This is a genomic window from Lysinibacillus boronitolerans JCM 21713 = 10a = NBRC 103108 (assembly GCF_000772935.1).
Lineage (GTDB): Bacteria > Bacillota > Bacilli > Bacillales_A > Planococcaceae > Lysinibacillus > Lysinibacillus boronitolerans.
Map to the genome: position 1 here is coordinate 123,147 of NZ_JPVR01000080.1, position 19,755 is coordinate 142,901.

At 38.0% G+C, this 19,755-nt stretch carries 22 protein-coding genes and 1 riboswitch; of the genes, 8 read left to right on the plus strand and 14 right to left on the minus strand.

What is annotated here, in order from left to right; genetic code table 11:
• The first annotated feature begins 57 nt into the window (after positions 1–57).
• Entirely contained in the window at positions 58–1,173 is a 1,116-nt protein-coding gene (gene solA / locus CD31_RS19035) for an N-methyl-L-tryptophan oxidase (protein WP_036080087.1), read from the plus strand.
• 42 nt (positions 1,174–1,215) lie between these two features.
• Here the strand turns inward: solA and CD31_RS19040 are convergent, their stop codons facing one another.
• Genes CD31_RS19040 through CD31_RS19055 form a run of 4 tightly spaced genes read right to left on the minus strand, consistent with a single transcriptional unit; the run spans position 1,216 to position 4,737 of the window.
• Entirely contained in the window at positions 1,216–1,779 is a 564-nt protein-coding gene (locus CD31_RS19040) for a 5' nucleotidase, NT5C type (protein ID WP_016991846.1), read from the minus strand.
• 16 nt (positions 1,780–1,795) lie between these two features.
• Positions 1,796–2,881, minus strand: a complete 1,086-nt coding sequence (locus tag CD31_RS19045; protein ID WP_036080090.1) for an FAD-dependent monooxygenase — start codon at positions 2,879–2,881, stop codon at positions 1,796–1,798.
• Positions 2,878–3,990, minus strand: a complete 1,113-nt coding sequence (gene ribD, locus CD31_RS19050) for a bifunctional diaminohydroxyphosphoribosylaminopyrimidine deaminase/5-amino-6-(5-phosphoribosylamino)uracil reductase RibD (RefSeq protein ID WP_081977522.1) — start codon at positions 3,988–3,990, stop codon at positions 2,878–2,880. Before ribD ends, CD31_RS19045 begins: the two co-directional genes overlap by 4 nt.
• 15 nt (positions 3,991–4,005) lie before the next feature.
• The gene (locus CD31_RS19055) at positions 4,006–4,737 is read right to left on the minus strand and encodes a GTP cyclohydrolase II (RefSeq protein WP_016991843.1); all 732 of its coding nucleotides are present in this window, start codon (positions 4,735–4,737) and stop codon (positions 4,006–4,008) included.
• Positions 4,738–5,007: 270 nt separating this feature from the next.
• Between CD31_RS19055 and CD31_RS19060 the strand changes: the two genes are divergently transcribed.
• The 4 genes from CD31_RS19060 (at position 5,008) to CD31_RS19075 (ending at position 8,814) form a co-directional block, all read left to right on the plus strand.
• Complete coding sequence (locus CD31_RS19060) at positions 5,008–5,643, plus strand: GntR family transcriptional regulator (RefSeq protein WP_036080093.1); 636 nt, start codon at positions 5,008–5,010, stop codon at positions 5,641–5,643.
• 158 nt (positions 5,644–5,801) lie between these two features.
• On the plus strand, positions 5,802–7,001 hold the full coding sequence (locus tag CD31_RS19065; protein ID WP_016991841.1) for a quaternary amine ABC transporter ATP-binding protein: 1,200 nt from the start codon (positions 5,802–5,804) through the stop codon (positions 6,999–7,001).
• Entirely contained in the window at positions 6,994–7,848 is an 855-nt protein-coding gene (locus CD31_RS19070) for an ABC transporter permease (RefSeq protein ID WP_036080094.1), read from the plus strand. Before CD31_RS19065 ends, CD31_RS19070 begins: the two co-directional genes overlap by 8 nt.
• A gap of 81 nt (positions 7,849–7,929) precedes the next feature.
• On the plus strand, positions 7,930–8,814 hold the full coding sequence (locus CD31_RS19075; RefSeq protein WP_016991839.1) for a glycine betaine ABC transporter substrate-binding protein: 885 nt from the start codon (positions 7,930–7,932) through the stop codon (positions 8,812–8,814).
• Positions 8,815–8,854: 40 nt separating this feature from the next.
• Here the strand turns inward: CD31_RS19075 and CD31_RS19080 are convergent, their stop codons facing one another.
• The 3 genes from CD31_RS19080 to CD31_RS19090 form a co-directional block, all read right to left on the minus strand.
• Complete coding sequence (locus CD31_RS19080) at positions 8,855–9,169, minus strand: DMT family transporter (RefSeq protein WP_036080095.1); 315 nt, start codon at positions 9,167–9,169, stop codon at positions 8,855–8,857.
• The gene (locus CD31_RS19085; RefSeq protein ID WP_036080098.1) at positions 9,169–9,510 is read right to left on the minus strand and encodes a DMT family transporter; all 342 of its coding nucleotides are present in this window, start codon (positions 9,508–9,510) and stop codon (positions 9,169–9,171) included. Before CD31_RS19085 ends, CD31_RS19080 begins: the two co-directional genes overlap by 1 nt.
• Positions 9,511–9,636: 126 nt before the next feature.
• A riboswitch (guanidine-I (ykkC/yxkD leader) is annotated at positions 9,637–9,733 on the minus strand.
• A 30-nt stretch (positions 9,734–9,763) separates the two neighbouring features.
• Positions 9,764–10,906 carry a PstS family phosphate ABC transporter substrate-binding protein gene (locus tag CD31_RS19090; protein ID WP_036080105.1) on the minus strand — a complete coding sequence of 381 codons (1,143 nt, stop codon included), beginning with the start codon at positions 10,904–10,906 and terminating at the stop codon, positions 9,764–9,766.
• A 251-nt stretch (positions 10,907–11,157) separates the two neighbouring features.
• On the opposite strand from CD31_RS19090, the gene CD31_RS19095 reads away from it, so the two are divergent.
• The gene (locus tag CD31_RS19095; protein ID WP_004232289.1) at positions 11,158–11,631 is read left to right on the plus strand and encodes a YbaK/EbsC family protein; all 474 of its coding nucleotides are present in this window, start codon (positions 11,158–11,160) and stop codon (positions 11,629–11,631) included.
• Between the two features lie 590 nt (positions 11,632–12,221).
• On the opposite strand, the gene CD31_RS19100 is transcribed toward CD31_RS19095, so the two are convergent.
• The 3 genes from CD31_RS19100 to CD31_RS19110 all read right to left on the minus strand — a co-directional run bounded on the left by CD31_RS19100 (position 12,222) and on the right by CD31_RS19110 (position 15,341).
• Positions 12,222–13,475, minus strand: a complete 1,254-nt coding sequence (locus CD31_RS19100) for a glutathionylspermidine synthase family protein (protein ID WP_036080108.1) — start codon at positions 13,473–13,475, stop codon at positions 12,222–12,224.
• Between the two features lie 23 nt (positions 13,476–13,498).
• Positions 13,499–14,155: a hypothetical protein gene (locus tag CD31_RS19105; RefSeq protein ID WP_036080111.1), complete on the minus strand. Its 657-nt coding sequence runs from the start codon at positions 14,153–14,155 to the stop codon at positions 13,499–13,501.
• 136 nt (positions 14,156–14,291) lie between these two features.
• A complete protein-coding gene (locus CD31_RS19110; protein ID WP_036080113.1) occupies positions 14,292–15,341 on the minus strand; it encodes a DUF418 domain-containing protein in 1,050 nt (349 codons plus the stop codon).
• 182 nt (positions 15,342–15,523) lie between these two features.
• Here CD31_RS19110 and CD31_RS23095 point away from each other — a divergent pair, with 182 nt between their 5' ends.
• The gene (locus CD31_RS23095; RefSeq protein WP_081977523.1) at positions 15,524–15,787 is read left to right on the plus strand and encodes a Parvovirus coat protein VP1-like protein; all 264 of its coding nucleotides are present in this window, start codon (positions 15,524–15,526) and stop codon (positions 15,785–15,787) included.
• Positions 15,788–15,827: 40 nt separating this feature from the next.
• Here CD31_RS23095 and CD31_RS19115 read toward each other — a convergent pair whose 3' ends face one another.
• Complete coding sequence (locus CD31_RS19115) at positions 15,828–16,598, minus strand: GNAT family N-acetyltransferase (protein ID WP_036080116.1); 771 nt, start codon at positions 16,596–16,598, stop codon at positions 15,828–15,830.
• A 133-nt stretch (positions 16,599–16,731) separates the two neighbouring features.
• On the opposite strand from CD31_RS19115, the gene CD31_RS19120 reads away from it, so the two are divergent.
• Entirely contained in the window at positions 16,732–17,238 is a 507-nt protein-coding gene (locus CD31_RS19120; RefSeq protein WP_036080119.1) for a GNAT family N-acetyltransferase, read from the plus strand.
• A gap of 50 nt (positions 17,239–17,288) precedes the next feature.
• Here CD31_RS19120 and CD31_RS19125 read toward each other — a convergent pair whose 3' ends face one another.
• The 3 genes from CD31_RS19125 to CD31_RS19140 form a co-directional block, all read right to left on the minus strand.
• The gene (locus tag CD31_RS19125; protein ID WP_244905009.1) at positions 17,289–17,792 is read right to left on the minus strand and encodes a pyridoxamine 5'-phosphate oxidase family protein; all 504 of its coding nucleotides are present in this window, start codon (positions 17,790–17,792) and stop codon (positions 17,289–17,291) included.
• Between the two features lie 165 nt (positions 17,793–17,957).
• Positions 17,958–18,821: an AraC family transcriptional regulator gene (locus tag CD31_RS19130; protein WP_036080121.1), complete on the minus strand. Its 864-nt coding sequence runs from the start codon at positions 18,819–18,821 to the stop codon at positions 17,958–17,960.
• A 661-nt stretch (positions 18,822–19,482) separates the two neighbouring features.
• On the minus strand, positions 19,483–19,677 hold the full coding sequence (locus CD31_RS19140) for a hypothetical protein (RefSeq protein ID WP_016991830.1): 195 nt from the start codon (positions 19,675–19,677) through the stop codon (positions 19,483–19,485).
• Between the last annotated feature and the right edge of the window lie 78 nt (positions 19,678–19,755).

Here is a 19,755-nt window from a genome sequence, read left to right on the forward strand (position 1 = left end):
ATTTCTGTTTCCTTCTCTATAAATCTGTTATACTAGAGCAAAAAAGTAGGGATTAAAATGGACTATGATGTCATTATAGTTGGTGCTGGCTCCATGGGGATGGCGGCTGGTTATTATTTAGCAAAGGAAGGCAAAAATGTACTTATGCTAGACGCCTTTACTCCCCCACATGAAGAAGGTAGTCATCATGGGGATACAAGAATCATTCGCTTTGCTTATGGTGAAGGAGCTAGCTATGTACCTTTCGTAAAAAGAGCTGGCGAGCTTTGGCAAGAGCTAGAGTCTTTAGCAAATGAAAGCTTATTTTTACAAACTGGTGTAGTTAATATTGGAGAGCCAACATGTGCTTTTATTCAAAATGTGAAGGCGAGTGCTGTGCTCTATGATTTAGCGCTTGAACACTATTCAGCTGATGAAGCGATGAACAAATGGCCAGGGCTATCCTTGCCAAAAAATTTAGTTGCTTGCTTTGAACCAACAGCTGGTGTCCTTCGTGTTGAAGCATGTATCCAAGCCTATAAGAAATTAGCCTTAGAGGCGGGTGCAAGCCTTCGAACAAATGAAAAAGTATTGGCTATCCAGGCTGGTGAAATTGTACAGGTACAAACAGTACATAATAGCTATAAAGCAAAGCAATTAATAGTAACTGCAGGTGCATGGGCGACAGAGTTACTGCAAACAGTAGACGTGAGCATACCCGTCACACCAACGCGGAAAACCTTTGCATGGTTTGAGGCAGATGAGCAGCTGTATCGGGATGAAATTTTTCCAGCCTATTGCTTTGAATTTGCTGATTCAACCTACTACGGTTTTCCAAGTATTGATGGATCGGGGTTAAAACTTGGTCGACACGATGGTGGTGATGTGGTTAATCCAAACGACCCTCTACGTCCGTTTGATGCATCTGATGCTGTTGACTTACAAAACTTCATTGAGCAGTTTATGCCTCAGCATGGAGCACTTAAATATGGAAAAACATGTAAGTATTCGATGACACCAGATGAAGATTTCATTATCGACTTTTTACCTGAACATCAGAATATTGTGATTGCTGCAGGTTTTTCGGGTCATGGCTTTAAATTTAGTAGTGCCGTTGGGGAAGCTCTTGCAGATTTAATTGTAGAAGGAAAAAGTAAACAAGATTTATCTACCTTTAAGCTTAGTCGATTTTAGCAAAAAAGGATTGGTGCAACGACTAACCGTTGCACCAATCCTTTATTTTATTAACATCATTTGAAACTCTTGCCAATCATCTAAACGTGGAAGATTTACATGCTGGTTATAAGATTGATTCTTTAATATTACCTTAGTTGTCACATCATGAAGCGTTTCAAGTACTGCAGGTTTATCATCTACATAAATATCTAAAGCAAGCTCTTTTATAATGGCTACTTTTTCTGCATCTTGCATGCCACAGAAAAAATGACCGTCTGTTATTGGAAAGCCCTGTGCTTCCATCCAAGCTTTTGTTTGCGCACAATATTGTTTTGGACGAGATGTAATATAGTAAATGTCATGTCCCTGCTCCGCTAAAGTTTGGAGGGTTTTTAAAGCACCTTCAAAAGAAGGACAATCCGTAAAATAGATCTCTTCTAATACGCTATTCCACATGGCTGAACCTTCCTCATCTGTTAATCCAAATGGTTCATGAATTTCTACTCGTTGTATTGCTTGAAAGGTTTCAAAGGAAACATTTTTGCCAAGCTTTTTATTATAAAGTGAAAAGGCATGTGCGCGTAAATCAATTAATGTGTCATCTATATCAAAGCCAAACTTCATCTAGTTGTTCGTCCTTTCACGAAGCCTTGTTTATAAAATTAGAAGCAAATGTTTGCTCTTTTTCAATTTGTTTTGCTAATACTTCCTCAATGGCTTGCTCACGCATTTGTTGAAAATATTGTACGTTAAATTGTCCTAGCGTGTCTTTATTTAGCAATGCTGCAAGACAATCTGCATCTTTTAGTGCACTATTTAGCCCAAAAGCGCCTGTTGGTGTCATTGTGTGAACGGCGTCCCCTAGCAAGACAAGGCCCTTTGTCCCCCAACTATTACAATGGCTACTAAAGACATCAAGCAAAACAAAATCCTGCCAGGATGTTATTTGTGCCTGTACTGTTTTCGTTAATTGTGGAAATGCCTCCACAAGCTGCTGGATAAAGGGTGTAAATGCTAGTTTTCGAAGCTGAGGGAAACTACCTTGCTCAATATTCCAGCCTATTTGAATATAACCACCAACTTGTGTAAACAATGACAGCTGCTTATCATCGATGAGTGCCATTTTTATAGATGGCTCCCAATCAGCGGGTGCGGGAATTTTAGCCCACAGTAAATCAAAGCCATGCTTCTGTTTCTGAACATCAATTTGTGCTTGCTTACGAATAGTAGAATAACGACCATCCGCACCGATAATTAACTGACTATCGATTTTTATAGGGTCTCCATTTTTTATCGCCATAACGCCACTATAATGACCTGTAGCATCCACAATCAGCTTGGTAACCTTTGTATGTAGCAGGCATGTAAAGTTAGGGAACGGTTGTGCTTTTTGTAAAATTGCTTTTAATAAATTTGCCTGTGGTACATGAATGCCTAAATGTCCTATTGCTTCATCTGGAAGAATCGTTTTAAATGCTCTGCCACCAACATAATACTCAAGCTTCTCCATTCGTAATATACCGAGTGCCTCGACTGCTTCGAAAAGATGATGGCTTTTTAAAACAGCCTCCCCCTCCTCATTTAAATGCTCGCCACGAAATGCCTGACCAAGTGCTATGTTTTGCTCTAGTAGAATCACCGACAGCCCTTTTTTAGCAAGGAGGTAGGATAACAATACACCAGCAGGCCCTGCCCCTACTATACAGACATCTGCTTGATAGTTCACTTTTCTTCACCCTGCTTTGGATAAGCAATAATACGCAAATCCTCACCTATTTTATCAAATGAAGCAAATTCAACATTCCATGCCTCATGCATGAGAGAGGGGTTATAGCCAGCAAACGGTGTTAATGATAGATTTCCACCTAAAACTTTAGGCGCTATATATACCACATATTTATCGATTGCACCTTGCTGTAAAAAGGAAGCATTTATTTTACTTCCACCTTCTAGCAAAATATCTGTTATGCCATGTGTATAAAGTTTTTCCAGCATCTCATCAATCTGTAGTCCATATTCATTTTTTTGTACAGGTAAAACTGTAACGCCTTTTTCTGTAAATAAAGCAATCTTTTCTTGGCTTACATCATCACTACAAACAAGAATCGTTGGTGCATCCTCTGTATTTAATACATTTGCATTGTCGGGTGTACGTAGAGAACTATCCATAATAATACGTGTTGGGCTTTTTCCGTATCCTTCTTTTAATCTCGTTGTTAAAGAAGGATTGTCAGCAATGACTGTACCCACGCCAACTAGAATTCCATCCACTTCATGACGAAGATGGTGAACATCCTCACGTGCAGCCTCACCAGTTACCCATTTTGAATGCCCTGTATGCGTGGCAATTTTCCCATCTAAAGTCATAGCAAATTTTGAAATAACAAAAGGGCGTTGTGAAAGCATATTGTGAATAAAACGCTCATTTAAGCGGCGCGCTTGTTGCTCTAAAACACCAACTTCTACCACTATTCCCGCATCTTTCAGCAATTGAATACCACGACCTGCTACAGTTGGGTTCGGATCTTGCATAGCAACTACCACTCGACTGACACCAGATTCCTTCACTAAATTTGCACAAGGCGGTGTCTTACCATAATGTGAACAAGGCTCTAACGTTACATATAACGTAGCACCCTTTGCATGCTCTCCAGCCATTCGAAAAGCATGCACCTCAGCATGTGGTTCTCCTGCTTTTCTGTGTAAACCTGTGCCTACAATCATGTCATTCTTCACGATTACAGCCCCAACAAGTGGATTAGGGTTCGTATTTCCTTTGGCACTAGCAGCTAAATCTAATGCTAGTTGCATATACTTTTCATCTACATTCATCATCCTTGCAACCTCCACCTATTGCTTTTCACGTATATGTCCAGATTTTTCAACTTTCGTTTCTAAATAAAAACGATTCGTCTCTGTCAAACCGCCCCATAAAGGAACATGCCCTTCCGCAGCCATGCCACGAGCCTGTAATGCAGCCAGTTTCTTCGGATTATTTGTAATAAGTGTTACAGGTTTTGTACGCAGTGTAGCTAATACAGCAAGTGCTTCTTCATAAGATCGTGTGTCATCTGGGAAGCCAAGTGCATGGTTTGCTTCAACTGTATCTAGCCCCTCCTCTTGCAATAAGTAAGCAAGAGATTTTGAGAATAGTCCAATACCACGGCCTTCATGATCGGCTAAATAAAATATAGCACCACAGCCATGCTCAACAATCATTTTCATAGACTCATGCAACTGGTATCCACAATCACAACGCTGACTGCCAAATATGTCGCCCGTGTGACAAATACTATGCATTCGGATTAAAGCATCTTCTGAATGGGTAAAATCACCATATACAAGCACTGAAGATTGTTGCAAAAATGCTAAATTGGCAGTGGCTAATCCATCAATGATTTCTTCTTTTGTTAAATCTGCATCAATTTTAAGCCAGTTATACCATTGAAAAGTTGCAGAAAAATCACCTTGTTTTACAGGTAATTTCACTGGTCCAACTAGGCAAATATTCTCTGTATTTGTATGCTTTACTATCGTCATTTTATCTTTCACTATGTCCATCACTTTAGTCGTAATTGTCATATTAATCTCCAACCTTCTATAGAAACAGTTAGTGAAATTCACCAACTGAGCACATGTATTTTCACATCACTTACATAATGTAACTTAGTTTATAATAATAACTAAAAAGTGTCAAACAACAGCTATTACTCTAATAATTATAATTATAAGTGATGGGAATTTTATTATTACTTTTTCATCATATACTACTAGCTTATGGAGATGCTATTTTTTCTGTGCAGGCTAGTCTATAATAAGCTGTGGTACTGTAATGACGAAAGGAAGTTTAACATGAACTTAGAAAAAACTGTTCAACTAAAGCAACCAAAATATCAACAAATAGCCATTGATCTCGCCTCCAAGATTGTTGAAAGAAAATACCGCATTGGCGATAAAATATATGCAAGATCCTCTCTTGCCAGTCAATATAATGTTTCCGCTGAGACTGCAAGAAGAGCTATTGCCGTTTTGCAAGACTTAGAAATCGTGGAAGCTTCTAAAGGTAGCGGCGTAATTATAAAATCGTATGAAAAAGCGGCTCAATTCGTCAGACAGTTTCATGATGTACAATCGATTCATGAAATACAAAATGAACTTTTGACAAGTATTCAAAAGCAACATCATGAATTAATTAATTTACAAGATAAGGCAAAGCAACTAATTAGCCGCACGGAGCATTACCGATCAGTCAATCCGTTCATTCCCTATCAATTAGAAATGACAGCGGATAGTCCATGCATTCATCAAACTGTCCAAGCTTTAAATTTTTGGCAAAATACTTCTAGCACCATCGTTGGTATTAGACGCGGTAATGAATTATTACTATCCCCTGGTCCTTATGTCTCATTTGAAGAAGGTGACATAATTTATTTTGTTGGAAATGATGAAAGTTTCGCTAGAGTTCAAAGCTTTTTATACCCAAATTAAAATCCGTTTAAGCGCTGATATAACAGCGTTTAAGCGGGTTTTTTCTTATTTGTCGATTTGACAAAAGTAACAACCCTTTGCTACAGTAAGGTTGTTACTTGTTTATTTTTGGGTATCATTATCCTCACATAGTAATAATCTACGAAAGGAGTGCTTCTATGGAAAAAATTAAAATAGAACACGTATCGAAAGTGTTTGGCAAACATATTCCCCAAGCACTAGAACTCGTTAAGCAACAAAAAAGTAAGACTGATATCTTAAAAGAAACAGGTGCAACTGTTGGTGTATACGATGCAAGCTTTACTGTCAACGAAGGAGAAATCTTCGTTATCATGGGATTGTCAGGAAGTGGCAAATCCACGCTTATACGGCTTTTAAACCGCCTAATTGAACCAACGAGCGGAAATATATATATCGATGGAGAAAATATTTCTACCATGGGAAAAGAAAGTCTACGGTCTGTAAGAAGAAACAAAATGAGCATGGTTTTCCAAAACTTCGGTTTATTCCCCCATCGAACATTACTTCAAAACACCGAATATGGCCTTGAGATTCGAGGTATTTCAAAAGAAGAACGGCAAGCAAAAGCTGAACAGGCTTTAGAAAATGCTGGATTACTCGCTTATAAAGACCAGTATCCGAGTCAATTATCAGGTGGTATGCAACAGCGTGTTGGTTTAGCACGAGCCCTCGCTAATGATCCTGAAATATTGCTAATGGATGAAGCATTTTCTGCACTCGATCCATTGATTCGCAAGGAAATGCAAGATGAGCTACTCGATCTACAACAGACATTGAAAAAAACGATCTTATTTATCACACATGATTTAAATGAAGCATTACGCATTGGGGATCGCATTGCCATTATGAAGGATGGCTCTATCATTCAGATTGGTACGGGAGAAGAAATATTAACCAACCCAGCAAATGATTATGTCAAAACATTCGTGGAAGATGTGGATCGTTCTAAAGTATTGACAGCTGAAAATGTCATGGTACGACCAGTTTCTGTCAATACAGACCTAGATGGCCCTAAAGTGGCACTAAAACGTATGCGTCAGGAAGCTGTTAGTTTATTAATGGCTGTTGATAAAAATAGACATTTAAAAGGCTATATCACTGCAGACGATGCACTAGCTGCAGCAAAGAAACAAGAGCAAACCGTCCATTCTATTGTGCAATCAGAAGTATTAACAGTTCCACCAGATATGCTACTACAGGATATTTTAGGGATGATTTATAATTCTCCTACTCCTATTGCCGTTGTGAAAGATGGTCGCTTGCTTGGTGTACTAATTAGGGGCGTTGTCATCCAAGCACTGTCAACGAGCGATGAGGAGGCCGAAGCACATGAATAACTTTTTAGATAATATTCCAACATTACCACTAGCTCCGTGGGTAGAATCAGCTATGGACTGGTTGACGAGTAATTTTTCAGCGTTCTTTAACTCTAATCAGCAATTTGGAAAACTACTCATGAATCAGGTCACTGATTTATTAATTAGTATCCCAGCCATTATTCTTATACTTCTTGTCGTGATATTTGCCTTCTTCGTTTCAGGCAAAAAGTTAGGGCTTGCTGCATTCTCTTTAATTGGCTTGTTGTTTATCTATAACCAAGGATTATGGACTCATCTTATGGAAACAACCACGCTTGTGATCTTTTCCAGTATTATATCCATCATCATCGGTATTCCACTTGGTATTCTAATGTCAAAATCAACGGTAGCTGAAAACATTATTAAACCAATACTAGATTTCATGCAAACAATGCCTGGCTTTGTGTATTTAATTCCAGCTGTTGCCTTTTTTGGTATTGGTATTGTACCTGGTGTCTTTGCATCCGTTATCTTTGCTTTACCCCCAACTGTACGTATGACAAACCTTGGTATTCGTCAAGTACCAAAAGAATTAGTGGAAGCTGCTGACTCCTATGGTAGTACAGCTAGACAAAAATTATTTAAAGTAGAAATTCCCCTTGCTAAATCAACCATTATGGCAGGGATTAACCAAACCGTTATGCTGTCACTTTCTATGGTAGTTATTGCCTCTATGATCGGTGCTCCAGGTCTAGGACGTGAAGTATTAACAGCCCTACAACGTACCCAAGTTGGGAATGGCTTCGTTGCAGGTTTAGGTTTAGTTATTTTCGCGATCATTATTGACCGCTTAACACAAAGCTTTAATAAAAAGAAAGCACTATAATTGTCATCTTTCTTGCTACCTTCCATCCTCCGATGGATGCCGGCAGTTTGATATAAAATGATGAAGAGAAAGGGAGATTCGATGAAACTGAAAACACTTTCAAAGTTAGGAATGGCTCTAGGTCTAGGCTTCATGCTTGCTGCATGTAGTGGAGGAGACTCAGGCTCAAGTTCTGGAAAAAACAGTGATTCTAAGGAGGTAAACCTAGCCTATGTTGAGTGGGATACAGAAATTGCCTCAACGAATGTTGTTGGGCAGGTACTCGAAGATTTAGGATATGATGTAACATTAACTCCTTTGGATAATGCGATCATGTGGGAGGCTGTCTCAAAAGGAGAAGCTGATGGAATGGTTGCTGCGTGGCTACCACATACACATGCTTCACAATATGAAAAGTATAAAGCTGATTTAGATGAGCTAGGTGAAAACCTTGCTGGTGCAAAAATCGGTTTAGTTGTACCAAGCTATATGAATGTCAATTCTATTGAAGATTTATCTAATGAAGCAGATCATACAATCACTGGTATTGAGCCAGGTGCAGGCATTACTGCTGCTACAGAAAAAGCAATAGAAGAATATGATAATTTAGCAGATTGGAACTTCATTACTTCGTCTTCTGGCGCCATGACAACTGCATTATCAAAAGCGCTGAAAGATAAGGAAGAGATTATTGTCACAGGCTGGTCACCCCACTGGAAATTTGCGAAATATGATCTTAAATACTTAGAAGATCCAAAGGGTGTATATGGTGGAGAAGAAACGATTAATACATTCGTACGTAAAGGCCTAAAAGAAGATTTACCAGATGTATATTCAGTACTCGATAACTTCCACTGGACAGCAGAAGATTTAGAAAGTGTTATGTTACAAGTAATGGATGGTAAAGATCCAAAAGACGCTGCGAAAGAATGGGTTGATGCTAATCCAGATAAAGTGGCCGAATGGACAAAAGACGTAAAAAAATAATATAAAAACAGGCACTCCTGCATAAGGAGTGCCTGTTTAATTATGATAGCAATTTCAACATGATTGCTGCTCCTAATACAAGGACAATACAAACGATGCGTCGCCAGTCCTTAGATTCATTAAAAAACAGCATACCTAGCAGTGCTCCCCCAGCTGCACCAATCCCTGTCCAGATCGCATAGGCAGTACCCATTGGTAATGTTTCCATCGCATAGGCAAGGCCTGCAAAACTTAAGGTGAATGCACTAATCAACAGTCCTAAATTTTCCATACTCTTCGTCTTATTATATTTACTAATCATATATACGCCCATCATTTCACATAACCCTGCAACAACTAATGCCATCCATGCCATTATTCATTCACCTCTTGTTCCTTAGGCTCTCCCGTTACAAGCTTTAAGCCAACAACTCCTGCAAGCAACACAACAATACATATAATTTTTGCTAATTTCCACGGCTCTCCAAATAGCAAGCTATCGGCACATACAGTACCAGCTGTCCCTAATCCGACAAATATTGCATAGACGGTCCCAACTGGTAGATGCTCACCTGCTTTAATGAGTAAATAAAAACTAATAAAAATGGCAATTGCTGTACCAATCCATTCCAGTACACTTGTTGCATGCTTTAACCCAATGACCCAGCCAACTTCAAAGCAAGCCGCTATAATAACGCTGATCCATTGTTTATTCATGATAAATACCTCCATTTTATAAGACACGGCCGAATAACTAGCTAATTCAACTACTTTTTCAGCATTCGCCGAATGACTCGATTTTAGCCAAACAAAAAAAGCCTGAAGAAACTGTCTTTAAACAGTATCTCCCAGGCTTTTATCCTTCCGTGTCACAAAATCAATTTGTGGTTTTCTCTCGGACCAGACTAGCAAGCGCTACGGAACCCTAGAAAACTTTTATTCGATTATTACTCTTAGTATAGCAAACTATTTAATGATTTTCCACTGGTACATAGCCAACCTTTTCTACTATTGCCTGCCCTTCCTCAGAAAGTATCCAATCAATCAGTTTCTGTACATTTTGATTTTCTGTTCCTGCTGTGATGGCATAAAATTCAGACACTAAAGGATATGTCCCATTTTGAATATTCTCTTTTGTTGGTGCTACTCCGTCAATGGATAGTAATTTGATCTTTTTGTTACCTACCATCTCTGTAGAATAATATCTAAATGTAAAACCCAAGGCATTTTTATAATTTCGATATTGCGACACTTCACGAATGATTCCCCCCATTCCTGATGCAACATCTTCAGTGGGTGCCTCCATGATTGGCGTATTGCCCATCAGCTTTTCTAGTGTCGTTTGGCTTCCACTATCTGCTGGGCGTTGGAAAGCACGAATGGCCTCATCCTCCCCACCCACCTCACGCCAATTAGTTATTTCTCCAGCATATATTTTTTTGACCTGCTCAAGTGTTAAATTATCGATTTTATTTTTACGGTGCACAAAAAAGACAAATGCCTCTCGACCAATTGGCGTCATATCAAATGTAAGTCCTTCTTTTTCTGCTTGCCATTCTTGTGAGGTGGACGGGGCTGCCGCAAATATTAAATCAACATCTCCAGCAATTAAATTTTGATAGGCCTCTGGTGTACGACTTACTTGAACTCTACTATTATATGGAGGATATTCCCCTTTGGGATAAGTAGCTTCCACAAAAGCCGCATATAAAGGGTACATGGCTGTTGCACCATCTAATCGTGGTAATGACTCTGTCAATCGTAAGGAAGCTTTATTCTTCACTACTTTATTGCCAGGGACAAATGGCTGATAGACTGTTACATCAATTTCCGCATCAACAGTGGGAATACTCATTTTATAATAATGTTGAATCGGTTTGATGGCTGCAATCAACAGGGCAATTCCCATGACACCAAATAGCAAGCCCCTTCGTTTTTTTGTGTTGGTCCATTTAAACATGCTACAAACAATCCAGACAAATAAACAAACAGGTATAGTAAAGACCAAATAAATTAAATGCAGTCCACCACTCAATGTGATAATGAATGCCACCATTAATGTCACAAAGGATAAACCAATTAGTATAGATACTATTTGTATAAACTTAAGCATACAAAGACCTCCCTAGTGTAATTTTACACTCTTACACCAATGGTACCCGAAAGATACAGCATTCACAACTATATATTCTGAAAATTATGGTAAAATTAAATTTGTCTTGATTTAATGAATGCTTTTTGTGTGAATGTGGTATATCAAATATAGAAAACGCTCTCTATAGAAATGGGAGCTTTTCGATGTATCTCAAAAAATCTCGACAACCTATGCTAAGGCATAATTGATATTAGTAGGAGGATGTACATATGGCAATTGAAAAAGTACGCCGCCATTTAGCACAATGGCATGTAGAACACAAAATACAAGAATTAGAAGAAAGCTCCGCAACAGTTGAATTAGCAGCACAGGCGCTTGGCTGTGAGCCAGAGCGCATAGCCAAATCTTTATCTTTTCTTGTGAATGATGGAGCGATCTTAATTGTGGCTGCTGGTGACGCAAAAATCGATAATGCAAAATATAAAGCCGTATTTGGTACGAAGGCAAAGATGTTATCCAAAGATGATGTGGAGACGATGATCGGCCACGATGTCGGGGGTGTATGTCCTTTTGGTGTCAACGAGGGCGTAGCCATTTATTTAGATGAATCACTGAAACGTTTTACTACAGTATTTCCAGCGTGCGGTAGTAGTAATTCAGCCATCGAGGTAACCATTTCAGAGCTAGAAACGTATGCTCCCTATAAAGAATGGATCGATGTCTGTAAAGGCTGGAATGAATAAGGACCAAACGATTGGCGATACTTTAAAAAGTCTCGCCAATTCATGTTGTTGAAAAAAGATAATATCGCTAGGAGAAATAATACCTTTTGGCAAGGTAAGGGTTGATTTCCGTTCCGCCAGCGTCCTTTCCAGGGGGCGTCCAATGAGCCGCTTCTCTCACTTACGTTCGCTCCAGGGTCTCATCAGTGACGCTAAATCCTCTAGGAGTGACGCTGGCTCCTCTCCAATCAACCATTCTGCAAAGTGTCTTTACTTTTTTAATAGTAGCATAGTAATAAAATCGCCCATTATCTGTATTCATAGAGGGGATAAGCTCTTATTTTCAATTTGGAGAAGTGATGAGTGACAAGAAGTGAACACCTTCACTTTATTTGAAAACCTTTGCTAAAAAGATAACACTTTTGTAGGTTGGAGTGGAAGGCTACTTGACTCCCGTGGGATAGCGAGTCAGGCGAAACCCTGCACGGAGCGGAGCGAAGGAAGCGGTTCGGCGCTCGCCCACAGGAAAGCAAGTAGCCTGCAACGGCAATCCATTTTCACCTTATAAAAAAATTTTATGGGTGGTTTTGTTTTTCAGCACTATAGATTTGCTATTCCTTGTAACCAACGGCTAACCAATGTGAATCCCATTCTGTAATTTGATTGCCTACCCGACAGCTTAAACCACATGCTTGGTTATCCGCAACAAATGAGCCAATTAGCCACTTCTTAGCGTGATATCCTTCTTTTAACTGCACAGTTATACTAGGCATCTCCACATACTGTTGGTAAATAAACAAATTATCATTATAATGTTTGGATGTGGAAGCATTTACTCTCCGCCCACTTCCTGCGTAAATTTCTACTGTATTTCCCTCACGAGAATAAACAGGCTTCTTGACATAGGGTATATCACCTCGAATAAATGGCTCTGCTGTCAGGTATGTAGGAAGCATATATTGCAAAATAGCTGCTCGTTCCTCAGAAGTAAAGAGCAATGGATCATTTCTCCGCTCCCATATTAACCATAATAAGATTTTCGATTGTAATACATAGGCAGCAGGTGGATTAATAATTGCCAGCTGTCTTTTTTTGACAAGCTCTAAAAGATGCAAGCCAATGCGATCACCATCCGCTGCCACATCATCTATTAAAAACTCTACAGGGTGTGCAGGTCTAAATAAAATATCAATTTTCTCCATTGTGGGTGTATACAGACCTTGTGCTACCTCAGATGTATCACTAGAAAAGATAATAAGTTCTTGAATGGGCACATACTCAATGTCAAAAGGAATACAGGACTTGATAAACTGTACCTGACAATATTCTTCATAGTCCTCTTTCGCTGTTTTACCTGTGATGACAATCTTCGGCTTTTTGACATCATGTAAATAGTGGATGGCAGCAAAAAGAGCGCCCGACAATGCTTTTTGTAAGGCTGATACATCATTGGGATTTTTATAGCCAAAATGCTGACATAGAGCGTCATTCATCTTGAAGGTTTCTTGTACAAGAAAAGGTGTTTCTCCATTTAACTCTAAACATTTAATGTAGCCCTCCTCCGTACAAATAAAATCAAATCGTGCCAGAATGGATTGCTGCTGTAAATAATCTAACTGAATATATGGGATCATTTCTGGTCGAATACCTAAGGCTAAGAGCTGATCGACTGATAAATATTTAAATTGTTTCCCGACTTTTAAAAAGATGCGCCAAAGTATTTGTGTTGCATAATAAAGTTGATCAATTTGCTGCTTTGGTAATTCTAAAACATCATATAATGCATACTCTAAATCCTCAAAGTCAGGAAAGAAGTCAGGAAATTTTGAGTAAAATGCTTGTCGTTGCTGTGTGTGATTCATCATGTTCTTCACTCCTTACCCAAGCCTTACGAGGAGGACGAGCCGCCACGAGATGTCCCACCAGTACCAAAGCCTGATTTTCCTGTGCTTGTGGAAGAGCTATTGGAGTAGGAATTGGAACTCTTAGATGAACTATCCGTCGAATAGGAGCGTTGTCCACTCGAATAAGAATTTGATCCACTTGAAGTTGAGCTACCTGAAGTTGAACTAGCCTTATTTTGCGTACTGTTTGTTATACCATTTGTTGGTTTACTCTCATCCTTAGCGCTTGATGACGATCGTGGCACTGCTGAGCCGCCGCCATTGCTTTGCTCATCTCGCTCTGTACCATTTTTTAAATTGCGACTTTTATATATCGCACTTCCTATCATGGCTCCAGCCGTTGCATACATCAAACCATTAAAGAAATGCTGTGCATAGTAAGGTGAATTTTCATCGATACATTCAAAGGAACCATCATCACCTTCTTGCCATTCATCACAAGCTTCAGCCATTTCACTATTGTAAACACTTTCTATTTCATCACTTGTAATGGCTTGATTTTGATCTTCGGTTACCTGATTAGAAGTAGTTAAAGGGTATTCTTCTACTGTTTGAGTTTCACTATTTCCACATGCTGCTAGCTGTACAGCCATCAAAGATGCCGTTGTCACAGCCATATATTTTTTTATTTGCTTTGCCATATTATAAGCGCTCCTTTATTTCTGGTACCTAGTTTACGATTATCTCCCATTTTAGGTTTCGTTTTTTACAAAAACATACAATTTATTTTAGCAGAAAAAATCCCAAACAGTAGGATTGTTTGGGATTTACAGTGTTTTATGATTGTTTTGATACGACTTTTTTTCCATAAGTCATATAGCGCCATAATTTTTCAAATGGTCCTATTGTAAAGAACTTAAACCAAATCACGCTAAAAATTATTTGAATGATAAACGTAATACTCGCTATCACTACAATATCTGATGGTGAAACTACTTCTAGCCCCATGAATGAGATGATGGCTGTTCCAATAAAGCTTTGCGCCAAATAATTTGTAAAGGCCATTTGCCCCACACGTCCAATTGGCTGAAGTAGCTTCGCTATTGTTTTATGTTCTAATAGAATAAACAAACCACTTAAGTAAAAATAGGTTGTTGGAACAACCCCTAAGCCAATGATAGATTGGAGCTGTTGGTCATCTGCTTGTGAAGCAAACCAAATCCATAATGAGAATCCAATAAAGAATGGGAAAGTACTATAAAGCAACCATTTTATTTTTTGACTATGCGCTCCAATATGCCCAATCCAATCAGCTTTTGCTACTAAAAATCCACTTAAAAACATAATAAAGATAGCTACTGCATCATTGCCTAAAAAGCCAAAAATAGCTGACGAAACGGCATTAGACGGCATATACATTTGTCCTAATAGTGCCAGAATATGCAGTGTGATAATGGTAAATAACCATTTAGAAATGGTTGAAACCTTCGCAGAGTAAAATGGTAGCAATAAAAAACCAATTACTGCGTAAATGGATAGGATAGAGCCCCAAAAAATAAAAATATGAATAATACCAATAACGAATAAAGCAAATAAGCGTCTTGCAAAGCGCCATCTCGGTCTATCCCCACGCGCTTCTGCACGTGAAGCAAAAATATAAAAACCAACTCCAAATAGGAATGAAAAGATAGAGAAAAATTTCTTTTCTATAAAAATATCAATAAGTGAATCAATCACCCCATTGATTCCACTCATATCAGGCATTGGTGCACCCTCCATTAAGAGCTGATAGGCACCTACATTAATAAATAAAATACCAAATAACGCTAATCCTCGTATAATATCTAAGGAAATGATTCGTTCTTTTTGTGTAACGGATGGATTCATGTTGAAAAACTCCTTATCTTTTATGCTATAGCTAGCATAACGCACCATCCTTACAACTAATTATTTTTAAGCTTACAGGAACCTTACAAATCAAAAAGAATAGTCTTATAGTTTTTTATCCTCTTCTATGATGAAATATTACATATTTTATAGAAAAGACATCGAAAAGAGAGGTTAAGGAGATGAATAGAAATCGCAAGCTCGGTTTTTGTTATCCTGGCTACCGATACTGTGGCCCTGGCTGCTCAGGACCAGGTATGCCTACAAATGCAGTGGACGCTTGCTGTAAACTGCATGATGAATGCTATGAACGACACGGTAGAACAAAATACTGTGATGAATTGTTTCAACAATGCCTCCGTCCCCATATGAACGCACCAAATAAAATGGCTAGAGACGCTAGACTATTCTATCGAGTTTTTGAATTACGCAATCGTTTCTTTTAACAGCGCATAAAGCTCACGATGTTTATAATAACCTCGTGGGCTACTTTTTTGTATAGATAGCATATTTTTGCGGAGTCGTAAAACCAAGCTTTGTGCCTAGGTGAATGGAGCCTGTATTTGAAATATCACAATCCCAACAAGGCTTTAGCTGGTTGACTAGACAATGATCTATAAAGGCTTCTGCAATGCTACTTGCTAATCCTTGTCCTCTATAGTTTGGATCTGTTATAATATCAATTTCTGCATAGTCATTTGACTTAAATATAGAGACCGCTTCACTAATGATTTGTTCTTTATGTACGAAACAAAAGCCAAAGCCATTTTTGAAGAAATTAGAGGTAGAATCCCAATATTCCTCATAATATGTCTGATCAAATTCCAGTGAATTTTTAATCAGGGGTTCAGTAATAGATTTGACTTCGTATTCACGTTTCCCATGCTTCTCTCTATGATTATAAATATTTTCATCAAATGTAAATGTATAGCGTTCTCGCTTTCTCAGCTGATTATTTAACAATTGTTCGATTTTAGTATTCCACTGTTCAGAATAAGAAAATAAGGTAAACCTTTTCTGTTGTTCTATAGCCTGTTGAAAACAATCGGTAAGCTGATAATCAATCGAACTCTTACCTTCATCGCCATATACATAGTATATCCCTGATTTCGTATGGAATAATAATGTTTGAAAAGCAGCTGTATCGGAATAGACAGCTCCTTCTATCATTCGATCTAGTATACTATAAACAAATGTCGGGGCTCTTGAAATAAATTGTTTAATGATAGGATATCGTTCTTCCGAGACTTTTATCATGCGATTTCCTCCAGTATTTTGCAGTATGTATCCTTTCTATTATAATAAACTTATATCCATATGAAGGGACTGAATTATGCGCAGATAGCAATATTTTTCATCCAACATCATCATAATTTTGGAGGTAAAAGTATTGATTGAAAATATCGACACGGAAAGATTACGGTTACGAAAAATGGGGAAAGCTGATGCTAAAAGTTTATTAGCCATTTGGTCTGATCCTGATGTAACCAAGTATATGAATATTAATCAGTTTACACAAGAAGAGCAGGCTCTGGAAATGATTGAACTTCTAGAACAATTAGCTAAACAATACAAGGCAATCCGCTTCTCTATTTTTGAAAAGGCATCCAATCATATAATTGGGTCATGTGGCTTTAATATGCTTGATTATGACAATGCTCTAACAGAGATTGGCTATGATTTGGGCAAGGAATATTGGGGAAAAGGCTATGCAACAGAAGCTATAACTGCTTTAATTGATTATGCCTTTGAGCACTTAAAAATGGAAACAATTGTGGCAGAAGTTGATGCTGCCAACATCAATTCAATCAAGGTTTTAAAAAAATTGAACTTCATTTACCAAGAGAAGCACAATACTGAAGATACTCTACAACTTTACACTTTAACAAAATCATAAGAAGAAAAGGCTAAGCATGGTAGAATTCAACCAATACTTAGCCTTTTTGATTAATGATACATGCCGTGATTTATTTTCCCTGTCAGCTTTTCTATTTTTACTTCAAATAGTTCGATTTTCGGCATAATCGGATAGCCCTCTCTTTCAAATGTCCATTCAGGATTTCCATACTTATCCAGTAGCGCATCAAAGAACCATACTTTTTTTGATTCCTCTTCAATTCTTTCGATATGTCCAAACAGAACCACACTTTGATAAACTAGTGCGGATTGACAGGCATATTTTTTGCCTGGATGTAAATCACCCATATCGCAAACTTCTATACAAATTTTAGGATTTTGTTTGATATTTGACCAAAAGTGACTTTCTCGAAGATTACCAATATGCAAGTATAGTTTGTCCTCCCCTTCATATACATAGACAAACGGAATAACATAAGGAAAACCTTCCTCATCAACTGTTGCGACATGTGCCACTTTTCCCAACTTTAAGTATTGCTGTGCGTCCTCTTGTGAAATTTCCACACGTTTGTTTTGAATCGTACCTCTCATCATTTATTAGCCCCCTTATGAAATTATGTAACGATTAATAAACGCCGCTAAACCGTTTATTTTAAACATACATATATTTTACATCTTTAACAAAGCTAAAAAAAGGGTGAATTTTTTCAGTAGAATAATAAAAGCCAAGGATGCACTATTGCACCCTTGGCTTTCTTGTTATTTAATTGGAATCCAAATTTCTGAATACGAATCAGGGCTATAAGCATCCTCTTCAGGATAAACCTCCAACTCCGCTGTTCCTGCTGGTTCATATGGGTTGGATGGGAACCACTCTGAATAAATTTGTTTCCATGTATTTTGCATTGCATCAGGCATAGGTCCATGTACTTCAAAGATAACCCATTTAGATGCAGGTACTTCCATTGTTAAGAGATCTTCTCCTACTTCTCCTACATGGTCAGTAGCAATCCAATAATCAATGAAGCCCTTTTGTCCCTGTTCTGTATTTGGTACACAAACACCTAATACGCCATTGACCGTGCCATTATTTAATTGGTATAGCTGATGATCAAAGCCACTTTGGTTGACCTCTTGCCAAAATAGAGGTATTTCCGTTGTGTTCTCCCCATTTTGACAGTTGTATGTTCTTTTTACACCGACAATTTGAAACTTGTCTTTTTCAATAATTTTATACTTCATTGGTTCTGCTCCCTTCAAGCTTACCTGTATGACCAGGCGATTATATGATTGTAATGGTCCTTGCTTCTTTCTTGCTTCACTAGGCGTTACATGGTGTTGTTTACGAAACGCTTTAGTAAAGGCTTCAGGAGTTTCATAGCCGTATTTGTAGGCGAGATCGATTATTTTTTGTTCAGTACCCAGCAATTCTTGTGCAGCTAATGTTAATCTTCTTCGCCGTAGATAATCTGCAATAGACATATCTGTCAAAATGGCAAATGTTCGCTGAAAATGAAAGACAGATGAATTAACCTCCTGTGCAATCTGTTCAATCGTAATATCCTCTAATAAATGATCCTCCATATAATTAATGGCCTTTTGAATCGACTCAATCCAACTCATTGCTCTCACTCCTTGATTCCATCATAAAATAGATATGGCTGCTTAACCTGTCTTTTTATGCTAACTTTGGACAGGCTAAATAGAAAGAATTTTCTTTAAATTTTCTATTGAAATACATTAAACTCTGACCAATTTTTCAGGACAGATTTAACAAAATCAATTGAATTAAGAATTAGGAAGACCTAACCGTATTTTATTATCCCTCCTTTGCTTAACCAACATTAAAAAAAGATAAGTTTATTATATACAGAAATGAAATGGAGGTTTTTTCTTGGTCAAACGGCAAGATGTTGCTGCTTTTTGCTTAAACGAAAGATAATCAATTATTAATGGTTTTACAAGGAAATAAGGATGAAGCAAAAATACGGGCAGATCCATCAGGTGGTAAAGAGGCAGTAGAAGACTTTGAGACACGCTACATTCGGTAGGGTTTATGAAGAAACAGGCAATCTCATTAAGATTATTAAAGAAATTATTATAGACATAATGAAGTTGTGGAGGTTCATTATTTTGAAACGGTCCTGGTTAATCCAGATGAATTCATTTATGACATTGCATAAAAATCAAAGGAGGAAGTTACCCGAATACCTTTAACCTCCCCCAACACTCGAGTTTATCTTTTATTAAAAAAAGTCACGTCTCATCGACATGACCCCTCTTGTTAAATGGTGTAATCGCTTTGCTGATAAATAATTAAAGCAGAATGGATGACCGTCTGCTCTCCAATAAAGAGCGTATTGTATTTGATATCAAGTATGAAAAAGCCTTTTAAATCTACTAAAGCTCGGTTAATATCAAGTTCAAATTGCACAATATCATTGTTTTGAATTGTCACAACTTGAGTTATCTGTGTCATTGTCCACACTCCTTTAATCTTATGATAGAGCAAAAAGAAGTACATGTCACATAAAAAAGTTGGAGCTAAAACAGCCCC

Excerpts from the sequence above, each read along its gene's own strand:
- solA (WP_036080087.1), top strand. The coding sequence starts at position 58 with ATGGACTATGATGTCATTATAGTTGGTGCTGGCTCCATGGGGATGGCG.
- CD31_RS19040 (WP_016991846.1), bottom strand. The coding sequence starts at position 1,779 with ATGAAGTTTGGCTTTGATATAGATGACACATTAATTGATTTACGCGCA.
- ribD (WP_081977522.1), bottom strand. The coding sequence starts at position 3,990 with ATGATGAATGTAGATGAAAAGTATATGCAACTAGCATTAGATTTAGCT.
- CD31_RS19055 (WP_016991843.1), bottom strand. The coding sequence starts at position 4,737 with ATGACAATTACGACTAAAGTGATGGACATAGTGAAAGATAAAATGACG.
- CD31_RS19060 (WP_036080093.1), top strand. The coding sequence starts at position 5,008 with ATGAACTTAGAAAAAACTGTTCAACTAAAGCAACCAAAATATCAACAA.
- CD31_RS19065 (WP_016991841.1), top strand. The coding sequence starts at position 5,802 with ATGGAAAAAATTAAAATAGAACACGTATCGAAAGTGTTTGGCAAACAT.
- CD31_RS19070 (WP_036080094.1), top strand. The coding sequence starts at position 6,994 with ATGAATAACTTTTTAGATAATATTCCAACATTACCACTAGCTCCGTGG.
- CD31_RS19075 (WP_016991839.1), top strand. The coding sequence starts at position 7,930 with ATGAAACTGAAAACACTTTCAAAGTTAGGAATGGCTCTAGGTCTAGGC.
- CD31_RS19080 (WP_036080095.1), bottom strand. The coding sequence starts at position 9,169 with ATGGCATGGATGGCATTAGTTGTTGCAGGGTTATGTGAAATGATGGGC.
- CD31_RS19085 (WP_036080098.1), bottom strand. The coding sequence starts at position 9,510 with ATGAATAAACAATGGATCAGCGTTATTATAGCGGCTTGCTTTGAAGTT.
- CD31_RS19090 (WP_036080105.1), bottom strand. The coding sequence starts at position 10,906 with ATGCTTAAGTTTATACAAATAGTATCTATACTAATTGGTTTATCCTTT.
- CD31_RS19095 (WP_004232289.1), top strand. The coding sequence starts at position 11,158 with ATGGCAATTGAAAAAGTACGCCGCCATTTAGCACAATGGCATGTAGAA.
- CD31_RS19100 (WP_036080108.1), bottom strand. The coding sequence starts at position 13,475 with ATGATGAATCACACACAGCAACGACAAGCATTTTACTCAAAATTTCCT.
- CD31_RS19105 (WP_036080111.1), bottom strand. The coding sequence starts at position 14,155 with ATGGCAAAGCAAATAAAAAAATATATGGCTGTGACAACGGCATCTTTG.
- CD31_RS19110 (WP_036080113.1), bottom strand. The coding sequence starts at position 15,341 with ATGAATCCATCCGTTACACAAAAAGAACGAATCATTTCCTTAGATATT.
- CD31_RS23095 (WP_081977523.1), top strand. The coding sequence starts at position 15,524 with ATGAATAGAAATCGCAAGCTCGGTTTTTGTTATCCTGGCTACCGATAC.
- CD31_RS19115 (WP_036080116.1), bottom strand. The coding sequence starts at position 16,598 with ATGATAAAAGTCTCGGAAGAACGATATCCTATCATTAAACAATTTATT.
- CD31_RS19125 (WP_244905009.1), bottom strand. The coding sequence starts at position 17,792 with ATGATGAGAGGTACGATTCAAAACAAACGTGTGGAAATTTCACAAGAG.
- CD31_RS19130 (WP_036080121.1), bottom strand. The coding sequence starts at position 18,821 with ATGAGTTGGATTGAGTCGATTCAAAAGGCCATTAATTATATGGAGGAT.
- CD31_RS19140 (WP_016991830.1), bottom strand. The coding sequence starts at position 19,677 with ATGACACAGATAACTCAAGTTGTGACAATTCAAAACAATGATATTGTG.